The sequence below is a fragment of the Anaerococcus vaginalis ATCC 51170 genome (assembly GCF_000163295.1).
Lineage (GTDB): Bacteria > Bacillota > Clostridia > Tissierellales > Peptoniphilaceae > Anaerococcus > Anaerococcus vaginalis.
In genome coordinates this window covers 328,744-351,125 of the sequence record NZ_GG700527.1, presented here as the reverse complement: position 1 = coordinate 351,125, position 22,382 = coordinate 328,744, and the positions used below count along the sequence as shown (strand labels likewise).

The following is a 22,382-nucleotide window of genomic DNA, read 5'->3' as shown; positions in this document are numbered from 1 at the left end:
ATTTTCAAATTACAATTTTAAATTCTATATTATAAATACCCAATAGGATTAAAAATAAATTTGAGCACAAAAAAAGAGCAGTTTCCTACTCTTTTCTATATTTTTCTATTAAATTTCTTCCTGTTTTTTTATCTTTTTCCATTTGTCCGATTAATTCTTCAGGAGAATTAAATTTATAATCAGGTCTTAGATATTCTAAAAATTCTATGCTTATATTTTTCCCATATATATCTTTGGAAAAATCCATTATATAAGTTTCAATTTTCATTTTTTTATTTTCAAAGGTTGGATTTGTTCCTATATCTGTAAGGGCATAATAAAAATCCCTGTCTATATTTACTCTGGTAAAATAAACTCCAGATTTTGCTGTAACATATTTAAATGAGGGCTTTAGATTTGCTGTTGGGAAATTTAAAAGTCTTCCTCTTTGGGCGCCTTTTATAACTTTTCCTTGCATTTTAAAAGGATGTCCCAAGTCTTTGTTGGCTTTTTCAATTTTTCCTTCTCTTACCATTTGTCTTATGTCTGTGGAATTTATAATTTTTCCATCATCAAGCTCAAAATCTACTACTTTTGTTTTGTAGGCAAAATCTTCCTCATACTTTTTTAAAGTTTTTATATCTCCTTTTGCCATTTTTCCAAACCTATAATTATCTCCAACTATTACATATTTGGTATTTAATTTTTTATATAAAATTTCTTCAATAAATTCGTAAGGAGATAGATCTTTAAATTTGTCTGAAAATTCCAAAAGGCAAAAACATTCTATGCCCAAATTTTTCAAAATTTCTATTTTATCTTCAAGACTTGTAAGATATTCTCTTTCTCCATTTAGGATATTTTTGGTGTTTTCTTTAAATAATAATACAGATGGGGTAAGATTTTTTGATTTTGAAATTTTTATATTTTCTTTCATAAGTTTTTGATGACCCTTGTGGACCCCATCAAAATTTCCAAGGCTTACTGCCTTTGGCGATAAGTCAAATTCATTAAAATCCAAGTCAAATATTTTTATATTATCCTTCATAAAACACCTTCTTTAACTTCAAAGTCTTGTTTTTATTTTTATATTCTCCAAGCCCAATAAATAAATCTTTAACATAAACTCTAATAAGTCCATCAAAATTTTTTTCAAGATCAACTTTCATAGTCATTCCATTTGTAGCTTGTTTGTAATAAGACTTATCCAAAATTATTTTTTCATATTGATTTAGGGCATCATCAATTGGAATAAGCTTTTTTATAAGCTCATCAAGATCTTTTTTTTCAAAATCTTCAATTTTTATGGCATCTTTTACATCAAAATTTCCAACTTTAAGCCTTCTAAGCTCTTTTACTGTGGCAAATGATTTTAAAACTTCTCCCAAATCATTTACAAGACTTCTTATATAAGTTCCTTTTGAACAAGTTATTTTAAATCTTGCATAAGGAAAATCAAAATCTAAAATTTCAAAATCATAAACTTTAATTCTTCTTTGTTTTCTTTCTACAATTTTTCCTTCTCTTGCAAGCTCATATAATTTTTTGCCATTTTGTTTTAAAGCTGAATACATGGGAGGAGTTTGAAAAATTTCTCCTAAAAAATTTTCTTTTATTGCCTTTTCCAAATCTTTTTTTTCAAAAGTTTTTGAAGATTTTTCTAAAATTTTTCCTGTAATATCTTGGGTATCTGTTTTTTGCCCAAAAAATGCAAGAGTCTCATAGATTTTAACCTCATCCATTAAAAAATCTGAAACTCTTGTTGCTTTGTTAATTAAAAGTGGCAAAAGGCCAGTTGCAAGAGGATCAAGAGTTCCTGCATGGCCTATTTTTTTTATGCCTAGTTTTTTTCTTGCTTGATATACACATTTTCCTGATGACATTCCTGTACTTTTATCAATTAACAAAATTCCGCTAGTCATTTATTGCCTCTTCTAAAATTTTTTTCATTATATTTAAAGCCTTATCCATTGAATCTGTATTTATTGTAAATCCAGAAGCTCTAACGTGACCACCGCCACCATTATCTCTTGCAATTTTAGAAACATCAAGATAATCTTTGCTCCTTAAAGAAATTTTAAATTCATTTTCTCCATATTCTTTTACAAGACAAGCTACTTCAATTCCTTTTAAATCTCTAAGCATATTTACAACCGATTCACTATCGCCCATTTGTACTCCAAAATCCTTACAAGTTTTTTTGCTTACCCCAACAAGGGCATAAGGCTTTTTAAATTCTACCTTGTTTAAAAGATGATTTTCAAATTGTAATTTTGAAATTTCTTTATTTTGGTAGAGATTTTTATAAATCATTTCAAAATCTGCTCCGATTTTATACAAATCTGCTGCAGTATAAAAAGTTAATTCACTTATATTTGAATATAAAAATCTACCAGTATCCGTAACCAAGCCAGCATACAAAAGTGTAGCTATTTCTTTATCAATTGGAAGCTTTAATCTTTTTATAATTTCATAAACAAGCTCACAACTTGCAGGAGAATCTGAATGAATTATATTTAAATCTGTTTTGATAGAGCCACCTTCATGATGGTCAATTACAAGAACTTTTTTAGATTTTTTACAAATTTCTATTGCCTTATCAATCCTATCAAATTCTGAACAATCTACAATAATAAATAAATCGTATTCTTCAAGACTTGGATTTTTATAAAAATCAATTTGTGGTAAAAAATTTAAATAATCATCCACTTCACTAATTTTTATAACATCAGATTTTTTTCCATAAAGCTCAAGAGATTTCCTAAGACCAAGAGCTGATCCTAGGGCATCTCCATCAGGATTTATGTGGGCTGAAATTGCAATTGTGTCAGCCTCATCAATAAATTTTTTAAAATTTTCTAATTCTTTTTGGCTAATCTTCTCGATTTTTGGCATTTTTTTCATCCCTTTTTATGGTTTCAGCAATTAGCTTATCCATATACACGCCATGTTCGATAGAATTGTCATATTTAAACCTAAATTCTGGCATAGATCTTAATCTCATTCTCTCGCCAATTAATTTTTTCATATATCCTTTTGCTTGATCGAGAGCTTCTATTACAGATTCTTTTTTGTTTTCATCTCCCAAAACTGAAACAAAAATATCAGCATAGGATAAGTCATTTGTAACTTCTACTTCAGTTATAGAAACTATTACATTATCTGATAATCTTGGATCATTAATATCTTCTGCCAAAATTTTTGATAATTCTTTTTGCATTTGTGAAGATATTTTTAAGGTTCTTCTTTTATCCATTCTATTCTCTTTCTTTTTCTATCATTTCGTAGGCTTCAAGCTCGTCGCCTTCTTTGATGTCGTTGAATTTTTCAAGGCCAATTCCACCTTCGTAGCCATTATTTAATTCTTTGGCATCATCTTTAAATCTTTTCATAGATTCAATTTCTCCATCAAAGATAACAACATTGTCCCTTAATAATCTTATTTTTGCTCTTCTTGGAATTGAACCACTTGTTACAAGAACACCTGCAACCATTCCTGCATTTGGAATTTTGAAAGTTTCTTGAACTTTTGCACGACCTAAAACTTTTTCTTCAAATTCTGGATCAAGCATTCCTTTTAGAGCTTTTTCTACATCTTCTATCGCTTCATAAATTACAGAATAAGTTCTTATTTCTATATTATTTTCTTCTGCCATTTGAAGAGCACCTTGAGTTGGACGAACATTAAATCCAATAATTATAGCATTTGATGCTTGAGCAAGAAGAACATCTGATTCTGAAATTCCTCCAACAGCTCCTGCAATTACATTTACAAAAACTTCTTCGTTTGAAAGTTTTGAAAATGAACTTGAAACTGCATCTACTGTTCCTTTTACATCAGTTTTTACTATAATATTTAATTCTTTTAATTCTCCATCTTCGATGCCTTCGTACATATCTTCAAGGTTTGTATTAGATTTTTGAATTAGTCTTTCTTCTCTTTTTTGCTCTTTTGCACGATCTGCATAAGCTCTTGCAGTTTTTTCATCTTCTACAGCAAAAATTTTATCTCCTGCTTCTGCCACATCGCTTAGTCCTAAAATTTGGGCTGGCATTGATGGACCTGCTTCTGAGATTGGCTCTCCTTTTGAATTAAACATAGCTCTAATTCTTCCTGATGATGAACCAGTAACTACATAATCTTTGTCGTGAAGAGTTCCTTTTTGAACAAGAACAGTTGCTACAGAACCTCTTGCCTTATCAAGTTGAGCTTCAATGATAATTCCAACTGCAGCTCTGTTAGGATTTGCTTTTAATTCTCTCATTTCTGCAACAAGCAAAACCATCTCCAACAAATCTTTAATTCCATCGCCAGTTCTTGCAGATACTTCTACCATGATTGTATCTCCGCCCCAGTCTTCTGAAACTAAACCATATTCTGTAAGTTCTTGTTTTACTCTATTTGGATCACTTTCTTCTTTGTCCATTTTATTTATCGCAACAATTATTGGAATTTCTGCAGCTTTTGCGTGATTAATCGCCTCAATTGTTTGTGGCATTACTCCATCATCTCCAGCTACAACCAAAATTGCTATATCAGTTGATTGAGCTCCTCTCATTCTCATTTGAGTGAAAGCTTCGTGGCCTGGTGTATCCAAAAATACAATTTCTTTATCATTTATTTTTACAGTTGAAGCACCAATGTGTTGAGTAATTCCTCCAGCTTCTCCAGATGCAAATTGTGTATCTCTAATTGCGTCTAGAATTGAAGTTTTTCCGTGATCAACGTGTCCCATTACTGAAACTACTGGTGGACGAGTTTGTAAATCTTTTTCGTCATCTTCGAAATCTAAATCTTTTTCTTGAATTTCAATTTCATCAAGCTTAACTTCTTTTGCAATTTCCTTATTAAATTCAAGAGCAACAAGCTCTGCTTGTTCAAATTCTATTTGATCATTTAAACCAGCCATTACTCCAAGTCCCATAAGTTTCATAATAACTTGGTTGGCATTTTCATCGATTTTTTCCGCAAAAGATTTTACTGAAATTGATTCTGGAATATAAATATTTCCATCATCATTATTTTCTGCTTTTACTTCTCTTTTGGTTGATTTTTTTGATCTTTTATTTTGCTTTTTATTTTTGTTTTTCTTTTTTTCTTTTTTCTTTGATGACTTCTTTTCTTTTTTATTTTTTGAATTTTTATCTTCCAAAGATTTTTCTTCTGATTTTTTTTCTGCTTTTATTTCTTTTTTCTCTTCTTTTATTTTTTTATCTTCCCCAAAATATTCTTCAACTATTGCAAGTTCATCTCCACTTAAAACTGACATGTGGGATTTTATTTTTAGTCCAAATTCGTCTTTTAGTAGACTGAGCATTTCTTTCGTACTTTTTTTGTGTTCTTTTGCTAATTCATAAATTCTTAATTTTTTAGCCATCTAATCACCTCTTTTATTTCATAGCAATTATCTCCTCATAAAGATCATCACTAATTTCAGTTTTAAAAACTTTTTCTAATTTTCTTTTCTTCTTGGCTTCGTTTATGCAAGTTTCATTTTTACAAATATAAGCTCCCCTACCATTTTTTTTGCCAGTAGGATCTAGGATAATTCCTTCTTCTTTGTTTTTTACTATCCTAATCAATTCGTGTTTGTCTTTGTTTTCTCCACAAACTATACATTTTCTTTGTGGTATTTTTCTTTGTTTCATTTTTTCACCATTATTAATAAGTTATTATTCATCACTTTCTTCAATATCTTCTTTAATAATTTGGTCAAGGTCGTTTGATAAATCTTCTATATTTTCTTTATCTATATCTAAATTTTCGCCTTGTTGTGCATTTTCATCTTCTAAAATATCTTCTTTTGAATTTTCTTCAATATTTTCTAAATCTTTGTCTGTTTGTTCGTTAAGTCCAAGTATTTCATCAATTTCTTCTTGGCTTAATTGGTCGAATTCTTCTTGACTTTTTATATCAATTTTCCAGCCCGTAAGTCTTGCTGCAAGTCTTGCGTTTTGTCCTTCTTTTCCAATGGCAAGAGATAATTGATCTTCTCTTACAACTACTAATGATTGTTTTTTCTTATCGTTTATATAAACTTCGTTAATTTCTGCTGGAGATAGGGAATTTTTTATAAATACTTTTATATCTTTATCGTAATTTATAATATCAATTTTTTCGCCTTGTAATTCTTCTACTATTGAGTTTACACGACTTCCTTTAAATCCAATACAAGCTCCAATCGAATCAATTTCTGGATCATTTGAGAAAACTGCAATTTTTGTTCTTGAACCTGCTTCTCTATCTATTCCATAAATTTCAATTATTCCATTTGTAATTTCTGGAACTTCAAGCTCAAATAACCTTACAACCAAGGCCTTATCTTTTCTTGATAAAATAATTTGTGGCTCTTTTGTTGTATTTTTTACTTCTTTAATTAAAACTTTTATTCTTTGGTTTGGAGTATAAGTTTCATTTTCTACTTGCTCTTTTAATGGAATAATTCCTTCAATTTTATCAAGATTTATGTAGATATTAAACTTATCTTCTCTTTGTACAACGCCTGTTATAATTTCATTTGCCCTATCCAAATATTCAGAATAAACTGAATCTCTTTGGGCATCTCTAATTTTTTGGATTACAATATTTCTTGCAGTTTGAGCTGCAACTCTTCCAAAATTTTTCGGTGCAATTTTAACCCTACAAATATCGCCCAAATCAAGTTTAGGATCAATTTCTTTTGCTTTTGTCTTAGAAATTTCAGCTATTGGTTCATTTACTTCTTCAACTACATTTTTTAGAGAATATACTTCGATTTCTCCAGTTTCATCGTCAATGCTTACATCAACATTTTCATTATTATCGTAGTTTTTTTGGTAAGATTTTACCAAAGCTTTTTCCAATGCTTCAAGGATTATTCTCTTGTCAACATTTTTAGTTTTTTCAAGCTCCTCTAAGGCAATTATAAATTCTTTATTCATTTGTCCCCCTAGAAGACTATCTCAATTTTAATAGTCTTAATTTCACTCTTTTCAATTTCTTTTTGCTCATTTTCAAGTGTAAAAATTAAGGAATTTTCTTTTATTTCTTTAATTTTTCCTATAAACTTCTCGCCATTTTTAAGCTTTATTTCTAAAAGCTCATCTTTGTTTCTTTCAAGATCTCTGTCAGTCTTTAATGGTCTTGAAAGATCAGGAGAAGATACTTCCAAATAATAAAAAGATTTTATAAGGTCAATTTCATCTAATCTTTCGCTTAAAAAATTAGAAGTCTTTTCACAATCATCAATTGTGATTCCTCCATCTTTGTAAATAAAAAACCTTAATATTTTATTTTTACCCTCATTTACAAATTCAATATCCACAAGCTCGTAACCAAGCCCATTAATATCACTTTCTAAATTTTCTTTTAATTTGCTTATTAAATCCATAACTTCCCCTTTACACATTAAAAGAGTGGATTTGTCCACTCTTCGCTTAAAATTATTATACTATAAAAGACTTAACTTTCAATTTTAAAATAAATTTAACAAAATAAAATTTAACAAAAATATAAAATTAAAAATCTCTAGCATTTTATTTTAAATAACTAGAGATTTGTACTTTACTTTTTTAAAAATTTTTTTATTTTTTGTTCGGGAATTTGAGATAAAATTATTGCGATAAACATAATTATTCCTCCAATAATTTCCCTATCTACTGGTCTTTCTTTCAAAAATAAAAATCCAAAAAATGCAGCAAAAACTGATTCCAAGGATAAAATTAAACTAGCAATTGTAGGATCAGTATCTTTTTGGGCAACGATTTGGAGAGTATAACCCAAACCTGATGAAAATATACCCAAATACAAAATAGCAAGCATGCCTTTCATTAATAAATCAAAATTTGGTTTTTCAAATAAAATCATAAGAAGCAAAGATACTAAACTTGCTACAAAAAATTGAATCATAGACATTTTTACACTATCAGCTCTTATAGAAAATTTATCAATAAATAAAATATGAAAAGCAAAAAATAAGGAGCCAACAAAAATTAAAATATCTCCCTTATTTATAGAAAATCCATCATCAACTCTTACAGTTAATAAGTATAAACCAACTAAAGCGAGTATTATAGAAATTGCAGTTTTTTTGGAAACTTTTTTGCCCATAAAAATTGCAAAAATTGGAACTATGACAACGTAAAGTGATGTAATAAAACCTGCCTTACCACTTGTCGTAAAATAAACTCCAGTTTGTTGAAAGCTAACTGCAACTGCCATGACAAGACCTGTGGCAATTCCACCTCTGATTGTTGCAGTTTTTGTAATACTATCTACTTTTTTTCTCGGTTTATTTTTTTTAAAAAATGAATAAGCTAATAAAAAAATTCCAGCTGTCAAATTTCTAAAAAAATTAAAGGTAAATGGTTCTATGTAATCACTTCCTAATTTTTGGGCAATAAAAGCAAAGCCCCAAATAAAGGAAGTCAATAGTAAAAGTAATTCTCCCCTATGTTTATTTTTCATACTTACTCCTAATAGATTTTTTTCCGCTTGCTTGTATTATATCAAAAATTTTAAATTTTGTAAGATTTTTTAATAAAAATAATAAAAATCCTACACAAGTCGCTTAATTTTGATAATTAATTGATTTTTATTGTTATATATATGCATAAATTGTTATTTAAAAAAATATAATAAAAAAACTCTAATAAAGATTTAATCTCTATTAGAGTTTTAATTTATAAATCAAATAAAGACATTTGATTTTCTTCTTGCAATCCATCAATTATATCCAAATTTTTTAAAGAATTCAAAGCATTTTTATTTAATGAAGTTCTTTTTTTCAAATCTTCAATTGAAATAAATTTTGCTTTTTCTCTTTCAATAACTATGTCTTTTGCCATGGCTTCTGAAACATCATCGACTGCTGAAAGCGGAGGCAAAATTTCTCCGTCATCATCCAAAATAAATTTAACAGCTTCTGACTTATATAAGTCTGCTTTTTTAATTTTTATATCTCTTGCTGCCATCTCTTCAGCAACTTCCAACAATGATCTTAGATTTTTTTCTCTTTGCGTTGGTTTTTCTAATTGATTAATTTCATTTAAAGCATATTGGATTGATTTTAATCCATTTACAATAACTGAGTATTGAAAATCATTTAATTTTGTAGAAAAATATGTCGCATAAAAAGCTTTTGGATAATAAACCTTGTAATAGGCAATCCTATAACTCATCAAACAATAAGCAACTGCGTGAGCTTTTGGGAAAAGATATTTTATTTTTAAACATGAATCAATGTACCAATCTGGAACATTATTTTCTTTCATATAAGCCAAAGTTTCTTCTGATAAAGTTTTTCCCTTTCTTACTTTTTCCATTATTTGGAAAGATTTTTTCTTATCAAGTCCAAGATTAATCAAAGAATTCATTATGTCATCACGAGTTGAAATTATTTGGTCAAATCCTGCCGTTTTTGATTTAACTAAATCTTGAGCATTATTTAACCACACATCTGTTCCGTGAGAAAGTCCAGAAATTCTTGTCATTTCAGAAAATTTTGTTGGAAAAGTATCTTTTAACATTCCTCTTACAAAAGAAGTTCCAAATTCTGGAATACCCAAAGTCCCTATTTCATTATTTGAAAAATCATATTTTATATTTAATGGTTTTGTTGAAGAGAAAATATTCATTACATTTTCATCATCCATTTGAAGCTTCAAAGGATCTGTATTTGTTAAATCTTGAAGACTTCTAATAATTGTAGGAACATCATGGCCCAATAAATCAAGTTTTAAAATTACTCCATGCATCATATTATAAGTAAAATGAGTTGTTTTTATATCATCTTTTCCATCATCTGCTGGATATTGAACAGGAGAAAAATCGTAAATATTTTTATCATTTGGTACAATCATAAGACCACCTGGATGTTGACCTGTTGTTCTTTTTACATCAAAAAGTCCTCTTTGATATTTTCTAATTTGTGCATTAGAAAGATTTAGGTCATTATCTTCCATATATTTTTTGATATAACCAAAAGCAGTATTATCTTTTATTGTACCAATTGTTCCTGCCCTAAAAACTTTTCCTTCTCCGAATAATTCTTCAGTATATTTGTGAATAGTTGGTTGATATTCTCCAGCAAAATTCAAATCAATATCTGGCTCCTTATCTCCTTCAAATCCCAAGAAAACTTCAAAAGGAATATCGTGGCCGTCTTTGTTCATATCTGCTCCACATTTTGGACAAGTTTTATCTGGCAAATCTATTCCAGCTCCAACGCTACCATCTGTTATAAATTCTGAATGCTTGCATGATGGACAAACATAATGGGGAGCAAGCGGATTTACTTCTGTAATATTTGCCATGGTTGCTGCAAAAGATGAACCAACAGAACCTCTTGATCCAACCAAATATCCATCCTCATTTGATTTTTCTACAAGCTCTTTTGCAATTATATATAAAACTGCATATCCATTTGAAATAATAGAATCAAGTTCCTTATCAAGTCTTGTTTTTACAAGATCAGGGAGAGGATCTCCATAAATCGAGATTGCTTTTTCATAAGTTGTATCTTTTAATTTTTTATCAGAGCCTTCAATTTTTGGTGGAAAAGTTTCGTGAGGAATTGGCATAATTCTTTCCAAACTATCAGCAATTTTAATTGTATTATCAATTACTACTTCCATTTTTGTTTGATCATCTAAATAATAAAATTCATCAAGCATTTCATTGGTTGTTTTTAAATAATAAAGGGGATTATTTTCCTTGTAATGAAAAAATTGTCCCTTGTGAAGAATATTTCTAAGAACATAATCTTTCTTTTCCATATACCTTACAGAGCCTGTTGCAACAACCAATTTATTATATTTTTTTCCAAGCTCAATTATTTTTTTATTTATTTCAATAATTTGATTTTTATCTCTTATAGCTCCATTTTCCAAATCATCAGCAAAAACTCCCATCGCCTCTATTTGGAAAAAATCAAAAAATCCGCAAATTTTTTCTATTTTTTCTTCTGCATAGCCATCTCTTATAGCCTTAAACAAAAGACCATCTTTGCCGCCAGAGCCTATTATCAAGCCTTCCTTATTTTCTTTTACCAAATCAAAAGGCGTTTTCGCCTCCAAATTAAAATATTTCATCCTAGATTCTGAAATTATTTTATAAAGATTTTTAAGTCCATGATAATTTTTGGCAAAAATAATTGATGAGAAATTTTCGTGACGAGCCAAAGGCCATTTTGTTTTTATTGAATTAATTTTTTCAAGACTAAGGTCTTTATTTTTATCCTTAATTTTTTCAAATAATTTAATAAAAATTTTGGCAGTTGTCATTGCATCATCGCTTGCTCTGTGATGGTTAAAAGGACCTACTCCTAATTTTTTTGCAAGTTTATCTAGAGAAAATCTTCCCATAGTTGGAAAAACTGCTCTTGCCATTGGCAAAGTATCCAAATAAATTGGCTCAAATTTGTAAGATAAGTTATCACAGGCTTCTTTTATAAAACCAATATCAAAATCTGTATTTTGTCCTACAAAATATGAATCTTTTGAAAATTCTAAAAATTTCGGCAAAACTTCATCAATTTTTGGCTTATCCATTACCATTTCGTTTGTAATTCCTGTAAGCTCTACAACCTTCTGAGGAATCATTTTTTCTGGATTTACAAGCTCATTAAAAACTTCAATTATTTCTCCATTTTCAATTTTTACAGCACCAATTTCTGTGATTTTATCTATATATTTTGAAAGTCCAGTCGTCTCCAAGTCAAATACAATAAATCTTTGATTTTTTAAATCGCTTATATCATTTATTTTTTTATTGTAGTTGTTAGTTAAAATCCTTAAATTTTTATCGACCAACAAAAGCTCTGCTCCTGCTAGCATTTTTATATCATTTTTTCCAAGTTTGTCATACATATCTGGAAGAGCCTGTAGGGTTTCTGTATCTGTAATTCCACAAGAGCTATGGCCCCAAGCTTTTAATTTTTTTGCTAGCTCATCCATATCAACAAATCCATCAAGGTTTGTCATTTTCGTATGAATTTCAAGCTCAACTCTTTTTTTAGGATAAGTATCAAGTCTTTCTTTTTTTTCACATTCCACCATAGAATTTACTGTAAAAACATCTTCATGTGAAAAGCTATCATAGTTTAAAACGCCTTGAACTTGAACTATCATTTTTTCTTTTAAATTTTCAAGTTTTGATTTATTTCTTGGTTGGACAAACATCTTGCAAGCTATTGCATCAGATTCATCTTCAAGGTCAAAAGAATAAATAAAGTTTCCTCTTTTTGATTCAAAAATATCAATTCCAAATATTTCTCCCTTTATAGAAAGATTCATGCCTTTTTTGTCATAAATTTCTTCAATTTTAAATAAATCTCCATTTATATTTCTGCCGTATTTTAAAATTTCTTCTTGCTTTACTTCTTTTTTTTCAGAATTTTTCTTATTATTTCTAGCATTTTCAATCATGTTCTCAAGCTCGATTTTTTTCAAATCTCTAAGGCTTGATGTTTTTTCTTCTTCTTGACTTTTTGAAGATTCTTTCTTGTCTTCTTCAATTTTTGGCAAATCAAATATATCTTTATTATTTAATGAAGCCTCTTTACTTTCTTGAATTTTTTCTTCAATATTTTCGCCCAAATTTTCTGGATTTTCATAACCTGTTTCATAATAATCTGGAAGAGGTTGGCTTTCATAAAAATCATCTATGGAATTTGTTTCTTTTTTATTTTCCTTTTCAAATTGCAATGACAAATTAACATAAGAAAAATATGATTCAAGTTTTTTTTCAATATTTTCATCATATTCTCCTAGAATATTTAATTTCAATTTATTTAATTTTTTTGAATAAATCGCCTTGTTTATATAATAATCTTTGTCAATTTCTATAATAGATTTTAGATTAATTTTCATTTTTTTCATCTTTCAAAATTTCTTTAATCAAACTGTCAACTATTTCTTCTTGTTTTACTTTTTTTATTGTAATTCCTTTTTTAAATAAAAATCCATAGCCTTTTGCACAAGCTATTCCATAATCTGCTTCTTTTGCCTCTCCTGGTCCATTAACAGGACAACCCATTATGGCAACTTTTAAATTTAAATTTAATTTATCAAGTCTTTCACTTGCCTCGTTTACAATTTCATCTAAATTTACGCTTGTTCTTGAACAAGTTGGGCAAGAAACCAAATCAACTCCATCTCGTCTAAGTCCTAGAGATTTTAAAATTGTTTTTCCAGCCTTTACTTCTTGAATTGGATCTCCAGTTATTGAAACCCTAATTGTATCTCCAATTCCATCTTTTAAAAGTGAGCCCATTCCAATTGATGATTTAACCAAAGCTTGATAAAGAGGACCTGCTTCTGTAACTCCCAAATGAAGTGGGTAATCGCAAAGAGAGGAAATTTTTCTATTTACATCAATCATTGTATTTACATCTGATGATTTTATAGAAATAACTATGTCATAAAAATCTAACTCTTCTAAAACTTTTACTTCATCAAGGGCAGAATAAACAAGACTATCAACATTTACTCCCTTATATTTTTCAATCATATCTTTATGAACTGATCCAGAATTTACACCAATTCTTATAGGAATATTTTTTTCCTTACATTTTTCAACTAAAATTTTTACCTTGTCACTTCCCCCAATATTTCCTGGATTTATTCTTAGACAATCACAGCCGTTTTCGACAGCCGCAAGAGCTAGTTTATAATCAAATTGTATGTCTGCCACAAATGGAAGATTGGTTCTTTTTTTTATTTCAGAAATTGCCCTTGCATCTTCAAGAGAATTTATAGCAGATCTTGAAATATCACAACCTGCCTTTTCAAAATCATTAATCTGTTTTACGACTTCTTCAATATTTTTCGTTTCTTTTGTTGTCATTGATTGGATAGAAATAGGAGATCCTCCTCCTATGGCAACATCTCCTACATAAACTTTTCTAGTTTTTTTCAATTTTTACTCCTTTAAAATAAGCTAATTAAATCCTTAATCGTAACCAAAAGAATTAGTCCTAACAAGAGAACAAATCCTCCAATTGTAAATTTTTCTTCAATTTTTTTATTTACTGTCTTTTTTGTAATCATTTCAAATAAGGAAGTAAATATTTTTGACCCATCAAGAGCTGGTATTGGAAGCAAATTAAAAAATCCCAAATTTACACTTATATATCCCAAAAAGAATAATAAATTCATAATTCCAAGATTTGCTTGTCTTCCCATTTCTTTTACAACACCAACAGGCCCTGACAAAGCAGAAAATCCTAATTTTCCTGTAAATAAACTTTTAAGAACATTTATCATCAAAACAATCATAGACCCTACTTCTTTAAAACCAATTTTAATTGATTCAAAAAATCCTACGTCTTTATTTTTTGGAATAAAACCAAGAAGAGGTCTTTTGTTTTCAAATTTTACTTTGACATTTTTTTCTATATATTTATTATCTCTTTTTACTTTTAATGATATTTTGTCATTTTTCCCATGTTTTTGATAATAATTTTCTAAATTTTTTGAAATATCATTAAAATTATTTATTTTATTTCCGTCAATTTCTACAATTTCGTCATCGACTTTAAAGCCTTGAGCTTCTATTGGCGAATTTTTTGTAAAATTTCCAATGCTTGTTGACGCAGTTCCTGTATTAAAAGATACAAAAGCAAATATTAATCCTGCAAAAATCAAATTTGTCAAAGGCCCTGCAAGAATTGTAAAAAATCTTTTGTAGGCTGGCGCCTTGTCAAATGATCTTTCATCATCACTTTCGCTATCTTCTCCTTCCATAGCGCAATATCCACCAATTGGAAAAAGATTTACAGAATAAAGAGTTTCTCCTTTTTGTTTTGAAAAAATTTTAGGGCCCATGCCTATGGCAAATTCATTAACCCTAATTCCACTTTTTTTTGCTATAATAAAATGTCCAAATTCATGAATCAAAATCAAAAATAAGAACATTATAATCGATATAATAACTGATTTCATTTTTCTCCTAACTTATATTAATGTAAATAAATAAAGGCAAGGGCTTATAAATAAGATTGAATCAAATCTATCCAAAATACCTCCATGACCTGGAATTAAATTTCCATAATCTTTTATTTTACATTTTCTTTTTATAAACGATGCTACTAAATCTCCAGTTTCTGACAAAAATGCAGCAATTATTGTAAAAATAATTACTAATAATATATTTTTGTCAAGCTTTACATAATTTACATAAATCAAATTTAAAATCACAGCTCCACAAATTCCACCAATAAATCCCTCTATTGTTTTGTGAGGAGAAATAGATTCTAATGATTTGATTTTGTGCTTTCCAATAGTTGAGCCTGTAAGATAAGCAAAAGTATCTGAGCCCCAAGCAATTATATAAAGCATATAAAGATATATTTTATTATTAATTCTTATCGCACTTGACATAAAAATAGAAACATAGGTTACTACAAATAAAAGTGCAAAAAAATCTTCCATCCTATATTTTTTATTAAAAATCATATATACAAAAATTGCTATGAGTATAGATGTAAAACCAAACATAAATAAATTTTGATGATTGCTAAAGGCATTTATAACAAAAAATAAATTTATTACCATAGCAAATTTTAAAGGAACATTGTATGACAAATTTTTTAGTGCATTTACCAATTCTTTTACAGCAATACACGAAAAAATCCCAAAACCAATTGCAAAATAAATTCCACCAAGATAAGTAATTGCAATTAATATAAAAAGAATTATTCCTCCACCAAATAATCTTTTAGCTAAGTTCATTTAATCCACCGTACCTTCTATCTCTTCCAAAATATGAATCAACTGCCACATCCAAATCATTTTTTGAAAAATCTGGCCACAAAATATCTGTAAAATAATATTCTGTGTAGGCCATTTGATAAATTAAAAAATTAGAAATCCTAAGATCTCCACCTGTTCTAATCAAAAGATCAGGATCTGGCATATTTGCTGTATATAAATAATTTGAAATATCTTCCTCATTTATATTTTCAAAATCTATCCCATCTTTTGCCATATCTTTGAAGGCTTTTACAATTTCCATTCTACCCCCATAATTTATAGCCATATTTAAAACGAGCTTGTCATTATTTTTTGTAAGCTCACAAACATCAAGGCAAGCTTTTATAGTTTTTTCTGGAAGTTTTGATATATCTCCAATAATATTTAATTTTACTTCATTTTCCATGAGTAATTTTGTCTTATCTTTTATAAATTTTGCCAATAATTTCATTAAATAATTGACTTCTACTTGTGGTCTTTTCCAATTTTCTGTAGAAAAAGCATAAAGAGTTAGATATTTTATTCCTTTTTCTTTAGCATAGAGCGCAATATCCACAACATTTTCAGAACCTTCCTTGTGGCCCATAGATCTTGGCAAATTTCTTTTTTTAGCCCACCTACCATTTCCATCAAGAATAATGGCAAGATGATTAAGTTCTTTCTCTTTCATACACCCTTCTTTCTAATTTTATCTCTATATGATTATACCATAAGAATTATTCTTAAATATAAAAAGCTAAAATGATTTTTTTCTTTGTAAATAAATTAGGATTTTGTATATATTTTTTCATAATGCTATAATTTAATTATGAAAATTAAAGCAAATAAAGAAATTAGAATTGATAAATATCTTTCTGATCTTTTTGAAGAAATTCCAAGAGAAAAGGTAAAAGATTTTATCAAAGACGAAAAAATAAAAATAAATAATAAAAAAATAAAACCTTCATACAAATTATTATTAGAAGATGAAATAGAAATTTCTGACAAATTATTTGAAAAAGAAAAAATCGAAGCTGAAAAAATGAATTTAAAAATTCTTTATGAAAATGAAGACTACGCAATTATTGATAAGGATGAAAATGTAATTGTCCATCCAGCAGGTTCAATTGTAAGTGGAACTTTGGTTAATGGGCTTTTGGATTATTTTGGCTACGATAATTTATCTCACATTGGTGGCGATGATAGACCAGGAATTGTTCACAGACTTGATAAGGATACAACAGGTCTTATGGTTATTGCAAAAAATAATTCATCTTACAAATATTTGAAAAATCTTTTTGAAACAAGAAAAATTGACAAGGAATATTTGGCAATTTGCAATGGGATTTTTCAAAAAAAATCTGGAACAATCCACACCTTTATGGATCGTGATCCAAATAATCGCAGAAAAATGGCAGTTACAAATTCTGGTCGTGATGCTATTAGCAAATATGAAGTTATTTCAGAAAATAATGGATATTCCTTGGTAAAAATTAAAATTTTAACCGGAAGGACTCATCAAATCAGAGTTCACATGACCTATATCAATCATCCGCTCTTGGGCGATCCTGTTTATGGAAATGTTAAACACAAATTTAATTTAGACCATCAATTACTTCATTGCCACAAATTAGGATTTACTGATAAAAATGGAATTTACAAAGAATTTTGTGCTGATTGTCACGAAGATTTTAAAAAATATCAAAAAATTTTGGGTTTAGGAGAATAAAATGTATTCAAAAACAAATACAGTAAGTCTTTTGGGACTTGATGGAAAGGCAATTGAAGTTGAATCTGATATAACTAGTGGAATGCCAGCTTTTAATATTGTCGGTCTTCCCGATTCATCTATAAAAGAATCCAAAGACAGAATTAGGGTTGCTCTTATAAATTCTGGTTTTAAATTTCCCCAAGGAAGAATTACCATAAATTTATCTCCAGCAGATATAAAAAAAGAAGGAACTCAACTAGATTTGCCAATTGCAATTTCTCTTTTAAAAAGTATGGGAGTGATCGAAAATTCAAAAGATGATTTTATTTTTATAGGAGAGCTTTCTCTTGATGGGAGAATTGTTCCTATAAAAGGCGCTCTTGCCATGGTAATTTCTATGAGAGAAAAAGGCTTTAAAAATTTTATAATTTCAAATGAAAATAAGGACGAATGTGCAATAATAAAAGATTGCAATATTTTTCCATTTTTAAATTTAGAAGAATTAGTTTCATACCTTAACGAAAATACAAAAAAATCTCCCTATAAAATAAAATTATCAAATACAAATGAAAAAATTACATATCCTTTTGATTTTTCTGATATAAAGGGACAAGATTCATTAAAAAGGGCCCTACAAATTGCAGCAGCTGGCGGCCATAATTTATTGATGATTGGACCACCTGGAAGTGGAAAAACTTTTTCTGCCAAACATTTACCATCAATTTTACCAGATATGGATTTTGAAGAAAAAATTGAAGTTACAAAAATTTATTCAGTGATGGGACTTCTTGAAAGCGGAAAATTGATAAATAATAGACCATTTAGATCTCCCCACCATTCAGCAAGTGAAGTTTCTTTGATTGGAGGAGGAGCAAATATTCCAAAAGCAGGAGAAATAACTCTCGCCCACAAGGGAGTTTTATTTTTAGATGAATTTCCAGAATTTTCCAAAAAAACCATAGAAGCTTTGAGAGAGCCTTTGGAAAATAAGGAAATAAATATTTCAAGATCAATGGCAAGTATCAAATATCCAGCAGATTTTATTTTGATTGCTGCCATGAATCCATGTCCTTGTGGAAATTTTGGAAACCCTTTAAAAGAATGTACTTGTACTCAAAATGAAATAAGAAGATATTTGTCAAAATTATCTTCTCCAATTCTTGATAGGATTGATATTCACATAGAAATAAAACCTGTAAAGTACAAAGATTTGGATGACAATATCAAAACAAAATCTTCAAAACAAATGAAAGATGAAGTTCAAAGGGCAAGAGAAATTCAAATAAAAAGATATGAAAATGAAAAAATTTCAACAAATGGAGCTCTTTCTACAAGACTTATGAAAAAATATATAAAACTTGATAAAAATGTAAAGGAAATCGGACAAAAAGCTTTTGAAAAATATAATTTTTCTGTAAGATCTTACAATAAAATTATAAAAATGAGTAGGACGATTGCAGATCTAGATGGTAGCGAAAAAATTGAAGCAAAGCATCTCCTTGAAGCTGTAAGATATAGGTCTTTGGATGACAAATATTGGAGCATGTGATGGATAATGATTTGATAAATTCAAATATAGATTTGTATATAAATGAGCTTGTAGAAAAAGCTTTAAAATTAAATGCAAGTGATATACACATTGAGCCAATGGATGAAAAATTTTCAAGAATAAGATTTAGAATAGACGGAAAACTTAGGATAATAAGTGAGATGGACTATCCTTCTTATATTAAACTTTTAACTAGAATTAAATTATCTTCCAAATTAGATATTTCAGAAAAAAGAAGACCTCAAGACGGTTATTTAAAATTAGAAAAATTCCCAGAAATTGATTTTAGAATTTCAACTTTAAATACTATAGTCGGAGAAAAATTAGTTCTAAGAATTTTATCGATTGAAAATTTTAAAAAATCTCAAAATTTATTAGGATTTTCTGATGATTCAAAAAAAATTTTGGAAAATGCGATTAAAAATAAATCAGGCATGATAATTTTTTCTGGACCAACTGGTTCAGGAAAATCTACTTCCCTTTATTCTTTGTTAAATAAATTAAATGATGAAAAAAGAAATATTATTAGCATTGAAAATCCAGTTGAAATAAATATTTTGGGAATTAATCAAATTTCAATCAATGAAAAAATCGGTTTGACTTTTCAAAATGCTCTCAGGTCAATTTTAAGGCAAGATCCAGATATTATTATGCTTGGAGAAATTAGGGATAAAGAAACTGCAAAAATGGCAGTAAGGGCTGCCATAACTGGACATTTAGTTTTAACAACTCTTCACACAAATAATAGTTTTGCCTCAATAAATAGACTTCGTGATTTGGGCGTTGAAGATTATCTAATAAAACAATCTGTAAATACTCTTGCAAGCCAAAGACTTGTTAGAAAACTTTGCTCTTGCAAGAAAAAAAGAAAAATTTCCAAAAAAGAATATGATTTTGTAAAAAATTATTTTGATATAGATGAAAATACTTATATTTATGAAGCATCATCTTGCGATAAATGCCACGATGGCTACCTAGGAAGAGAAGCTGTTGAAGAAATTGTAGATTTTGATGAGGCTTATAAAAAATTATTTTTTGAAAATAAAAATTTTAACAAAAATGATTTAGATATTTTAAATAAAGAAAAAAATTTTAAGTCTATGACCTACAATGGAATTAAAAAAGTTCTAGATGGAGTTACAAGCTTTGAAGAAATTTTAGATTCAATTTATTATTTTAATTAAAATTTTTAAAATTATTTTAGAACACAAAGCAAAAAATCGGAGATTTTTTCTCCGATTTTTTTATACTTTTAATCTTTTTTCTCCATTATAAACTTCATCTATAATGCAAGATCCCAAGCATACTTCTCCATCATAAAAAACTGCAGCTTGACCTGGAGTTACGGCTTTTGTTTTGTCGTAAGTAATTTCTACTCTTCCATCATCTAAAATTTTTACGTGAGAATTTATATCTTTTTGCCTGTACCTGAATTTACATGTGCAGTCAAATTCTTTTTTTAGACCCTTTTTTGAAATTGATGATAAATTTGATCCTATTAGTCTATTTGAAAATAATTTTTCGTTATTTTTTCCTTGGCAAACTATTAGTTCGTTTTTTTCCAAATCTTTTCCACAAACAAACCAAGCTTCTCCTTCTCCACCAATTCCAAGTCCTCTTCTTTGGCCAATGGTATGATACATAAGTCCATAGTGTTTTCCCATTATATTTCCATCAGTATCAACTATGTTTCCTTCTTTTGCAGGAAGATAATTAGATAAAAATTCGTTGAAATTTCTTTCTCCAATAAAACAAATTCCTGTTGAATCTTTTTTATCGGCTGTTGCCAAATTATTTTCTTTGGCAATTTTTCTAACTTCTTTTTTATCCAAATCTCCTACCGGAAACAAAACATCTTTTATTTGATCTTGAGATAATTGGGAAAGAAAATATGTTTGATCTTTGTTTGAATCAAGACCTCTAAGCATTTTGGTTTCGCCTTCTGACCTATCAACTCTTGCATAATGACCTGTTGCAAGATAGTCAGCTCCCAAATCTTTTGCATAATCCAAAAAAGCCTTAAATTTTATTTCCTTATTACACATTATATCAGGATTTGGAGTTCTTCCTTTTTTATATTCATCAAGAAAATATGAAAAAACTCTGTCATAATATTCTTTTTCAAAATTTATTGAATAATATGGAATTCCAATTTGATTGCAAACTTTGACCGCATCTTCATAATCAACTTCTGCCGTACAAACTCCATTTTCATCTTCCTCGTCCCAATTTTTCATAAAAATTCCGCTTACATCATAGCCTTCTTTTTTTAATAAGAGGGCAGCAACAGATGAGTCGACTCCACCACTTACACCAACGATAACTTTTATATCTTTTTTATCTTTCTTTTCCATCTATCCCCCTTAATTTTTTCAAAACTTCAAATGTATAGTCAATATCTTCCTTTGTGTTTGTAAATCCAAAAGAAAATCGTACAGAATGTCTTGCCCTTTCTTCATCGTACATATTTTTTATAACATTGCTTGCTTCAACACTTCCAGCCCTACAAGCAGAACCAACAGAAATACAAATCCCATTCATGTCCAAATATGTAAGAAGAAGTTCATTTTTTACCTTTGGAAAATATAAATTCAATATATGATCAGCTGAATTTTCCAAACTTCCATTAATTTCGTAAGAAAAATTTGATTCTTCTAATTTTTTTACAAAATAAGATTTTAATTCTTTGATTTTTTCTCTTTCACTAATAGCTTTTGGGAAAGATTTTGCCATAGAATAAGCGCCCATTGTAAAAGAAGTTCCAGCACGCCTATCTTTTTCTTGCTCCCCACCTTTAATAAGTGGATTTATTTTTTTATTGCAATAAAGAACACCAAATGAATTTATTCCACCAATTTTGTGCCCTGAAAGAGAAAGAGAATTGCAATGAAGTTTTTCTACATCAATATCAACATGAGAATAAGCCTGAACGCAATCTACATGAAAAAATACATCTTTGTCTTTTAAAAATTCTCCAATTTTATAAACTGGTTCAATTGCCCCTATTTCATTATTTACAAACATCAAAGAAACTAATTTTACCTCATCTGTAAGTTTTTCTTTCAATTCATCAAGGGAAAAATATCCATCCTCATCAACATCAAGAAAAATTGTTTTTTCCTTATTTACAGTATTTAAAATAGAATCATGTTCAATTTTTGAAGTAATAACAAAATCATCCTTAAAATTTGACAAAATTGTATTATTAGCTTCACTTGCAGATGCAGTAAAAATTATATGATTTGGATTTGCATTAATAGATTTTGCAATTTCCACCCTAGAATCTTCCAAAACTTTTTTGCCAGCCCTTCCCAAGGCGTGCAAAGAATCAGGATTTCCATCAAAATTTTCCATATTTTCAAAAATATCTTTCAAGATTTCTTTTCTTTTTATTGATGTAGCTGCATAATCAAAATATATCATTAAAATTTC

At 28.6% G+C, this 22,382-nt stretch carries 19 protein-coding genes; 3 read left to right on the top strand and 16 right to left on the bottom strand.

Annotated features, from left to right (window positions below; all coding sequences use genetic code 11):
- Positions 1-85 precede the first annotated feature (85 nt).
- The 14 genes from HMPREF0078_RS01735 to HMPREF0078_RS01670 form a co-directional block, all read right to left on the bottom strand.
- The gene (locus HMPREF0078_RS01735) at positions 86-1,027 is read right to left on the bottom strand and encodes a bifunctional riboflavin kinase/FAD synthetase (RefSeq protein WP_004838377.1); all 942 of its coding nucleotides are present in this window, start codon (positions 1,025-1,027) and stop codon (positions 86-88) included.
- Positions 1,017-1,901 carry a tRNA pseudouridine(55) synthase TruB gene (gene truB, locus HMPREF0078_RS01730; RefSeq protein ID WP_004838376.1) on the bottom strand — a complete coding sequence of 295 codons (885 nt, stop codon included), beginning with the start codon at positions 1,899-1,901 and terminating at the stop codon, positions 1,017-1,019. Before truB ends, HMPREF0078_RS01735 begins: the two co-directional genes overlap by 11 nt.
- Positions 1,894-2,874, bottom strand: a complete 981-nt coding sequence (locus HMPREF0078_RS01725; RefSeq protein ID WP_039920378.1) for a DHH family phosphoesterase — start codon at positions 2,872-2,874, stop codon at positions 1,894-1,896. Before HMPREF0078_RS01725 ends, truB begins: the two co-directional genes overlap by 8 nt.
- Positions 2,852-3,235 (bottom strand): 30S ribosome-binding factor RbfA, encoded by a 384-nt coding sequence (gene rbfA, locus HMPREF0078_RS01720; RefSeq protein ID WP_004838374.1) that lies wholly within the window; start codon positions 3,233-3,235, stop codon positions 2,852-2,854. The genes HMPREF0078_RS01725 and rbfA overlap by 23 nt, the downstream gene beginning before the upstream one ends.
- Before the next feature lies 1 nt (position 3,236).
- Positions 3,237-5,357 carry a translation initiation factor IF-2 gene (infB, locus tag HMPREF0078_RS01715; RefSeq protein WP_004838373.1) on the bottom strand — a complete coding sequence of 707 codons (2,121 nt, stop codon included), beginning with the start codon at positions 5,355-5,357 and terminating at the stop codon, positions 3,237-3,239.
- Positions 5,358-5,370: 13 nt separating this feature from the next.
- Positions 5,371-5,628 carry an RNase P modulator RnpM gene (gene rnpM / locus HMPREF0078_RS01710; protein ID WP_004838372.1) on the bottom strand — a complete coding sequence of 86 codons (258 nt, stop codon included), beginning with the start codon at positions 5,626-5,628 and terminating at the stop codon, positions 5,371-5,373.
- 24 nt (positions 5,629-5,652) lie between these two features.
- The gene (nusA, locus tag HMPREF0078_RS01705) at positions 5,653-6,900 is read right to left on the bottom strand and encodes a transcription termination factor NusA (protein ID WP_004838370.1); all 1,248 of its coding nucleotides are present in this window, start codon (positions 6,898-6,900) and stop codon (positions 5,653-5,655) included.
- A gap of 8 nt (positions 6,901-6,908) precedes the next feature.
- Positions 6,909-7,349, bottom strand: coding sequence for a ribosome maturation factor RimP (locus HMPREF0078_RS01700; protein WP_039920377.1), 441 nt, complete (start codon positions 7,347-7,349; stop codon positions 6,909-6,911).
- A gap of 173 nt (positions 7,350-7,522) precedes the next feature.
- On the bottom strand, positions 7,523-8,425 hold the full coding sequence (locus HMPREF0078_RS01695) for a DMT family transporter (protein WP_004838366.1): 903 nt from the start codon (positions 8,423-8,425) through the stop codon (positions 7,523-7,525).
- Positions 8,426-8,640: 215 nt separating this feature from the next.
- Positions 8,641-12,837 carry a PolC-type DNA polymerase III gene (locus tag HMPREF0078_RS01690; RefSeq protein ID WP_004838364.1) on the bottom strand — a complete coding sequence of 1,399 codons (4,197 nt, stop codon included), beginning with the start codon at positions 12,835-12,837 and terminating at the stop codon, positions 8,641-8,643.
- Positions 12,818-13,876 carry a flavodoxin-dependent (E)-4-hydroxy-3-methylbut-2-enyl-diphosphate synthase gene (gene ispG, locus HMPREF0078_RS01685; RefSeq protein ID WP_004838363.1) on the bottom strand — a complete coding sequence of 353 codons (1,059 nt, stop codon included), beginning with the start codon at positions 13,874-13,876 and terminating at the stop codon, positions 12,818-12,820. Before ispG ends, HMPREF0078_RS01690 begins: the two co-directional genes overlap by 20 nt.
- An 11-nt stretch (positions 13,877-13,887) precedes the next feature.
- The gene (locus tag HMPREF0078_RS01680) at positions 13,888-14,901 is read right to left on the bottom strand and encodes a M50 family metallopeptidase (RefSeq protein WP_004838362.1); all 1,014 of its coding nucleotides are present in this window, start codon (positions 14,899-14,901) and stop codon (positions 13,888-13,890) included.
- A gap of 12 nt (positions 14,902-14,913) precedes the next feature.
- On the bottom strand, positions 14,914-15,690 hold the full coding sequence (locus HMPREF0078_RS01675) for a phosphatidate cytidylyltransferase (protein ID WP_004838361.1): 777 nt from the start codon (positions 15,688-15,690) through the stop codon (positions 14,914-14,916).
- Complete coding sequence (locus tag HMPREF0078_RS01670; RefSeq protein ID WP_004838360.1) at positions 15,677-16,381, bottom strand: isoprenyl transferase; 705 nt, start codon at positions 16,379-16,381, stop codon at positions 15,677-15,679. The genes HMPREF0078_RS01675 and HMPREF0078_RS01670 overlap by 14 nt, the downstream gene beginning before the upstream one ends.
- A 138-nt stretch (positions 16,382-16,519) precedes the next feature.
- Here HMPREF0078_RS01670 and HMPREF0078_RS01665 point away from each other — a divergent pair, with 138 nt between their 5' ends.
- Genes HMPREF0078_RS01665 through HMPREF0078_RS01655 form a run of 3 tightly spaced genes read left to right on the top strand, consistent with a single transcriptional unit; the run spans position 16,520 to position 20,134 of the window.
- On the top strand, positions 16,520-17,419 hold the full coding sequence (locus HMPREF0078_RS01665) for an RluA family pseudouridine synthase (protein ID WP_004838359.1): 900 nt from the start codon (positions 16,520-16,522) through the stop codon (positions 17,417-17,419).
- Position 17,420: 1 nt separating this feature from the next.
- Positions 17,421-18,950 carry a YifB family Mg chelatase-like AAA ATPase gene (locus HMPREF0078_RS01660; RefSeq protein ID WP_004838358.1) on the top strand — a complete coding sequence of 510 codons (1,530 nt, stop codon included), beginning with the start codon at positions 17,421-17,423 and terminating at the stop codon, positions 18,948-18,950.
- Complete coding sequence (locus HMPREF0078_RS01655) at positions 18,950-20,134, top strand: GspE/PulE family protein (RefSeq protein WP_004838357.1); 1,185 nt, start codon at positions 18,950-18,952, stop codon at positions 20,132-20,134. Before HMPREF0078_RS01660 ends, HMPREF0078_RS01655 begins: the two co-directional genes overlap by 1 nt.
- Before the next feature lie 60 nt (positions 20,135-20,194).
- Here HMPREF0078_RS01655 and mnmA read toward each other — a convergent pair whose 3' ends face one another.
- Together mnmA and HMPREF0078_RS01645 are read right to left on the bottom strand one after the other, a co-directional pair.
- Positions 20,195-21,304 (bottom strand): tRNA 2-thiouridine(34) synthase MnmA, encoded by a 1,110-nt coding sequence (gene mnmA / locus HMPREF0078_RS01650; RefSeq protein ID WP_004838356.1) that lies wholly within the window; start codon positions 21,302-21,304, stop codon positions 20,195-20,197.
- On the bottom strand, positions 21,288-22,373 hold the full coding sequence (locus tag HMPREF0078_RS01645; protein ID WP_004838354.1) for a cysteine desulfurase family protein: 1,086 nt from the start codon (positions 22,371-22,373) through the stop codon (positions 21,288-21,290). The genes mnmA and HMPREF0078_RS01645 overlap by 17 nt, the downstream gene beginning before the upstream one ends.
- Between the last annotated feature and the right edge of the window lie 9 nt (positions 22,374-22,382).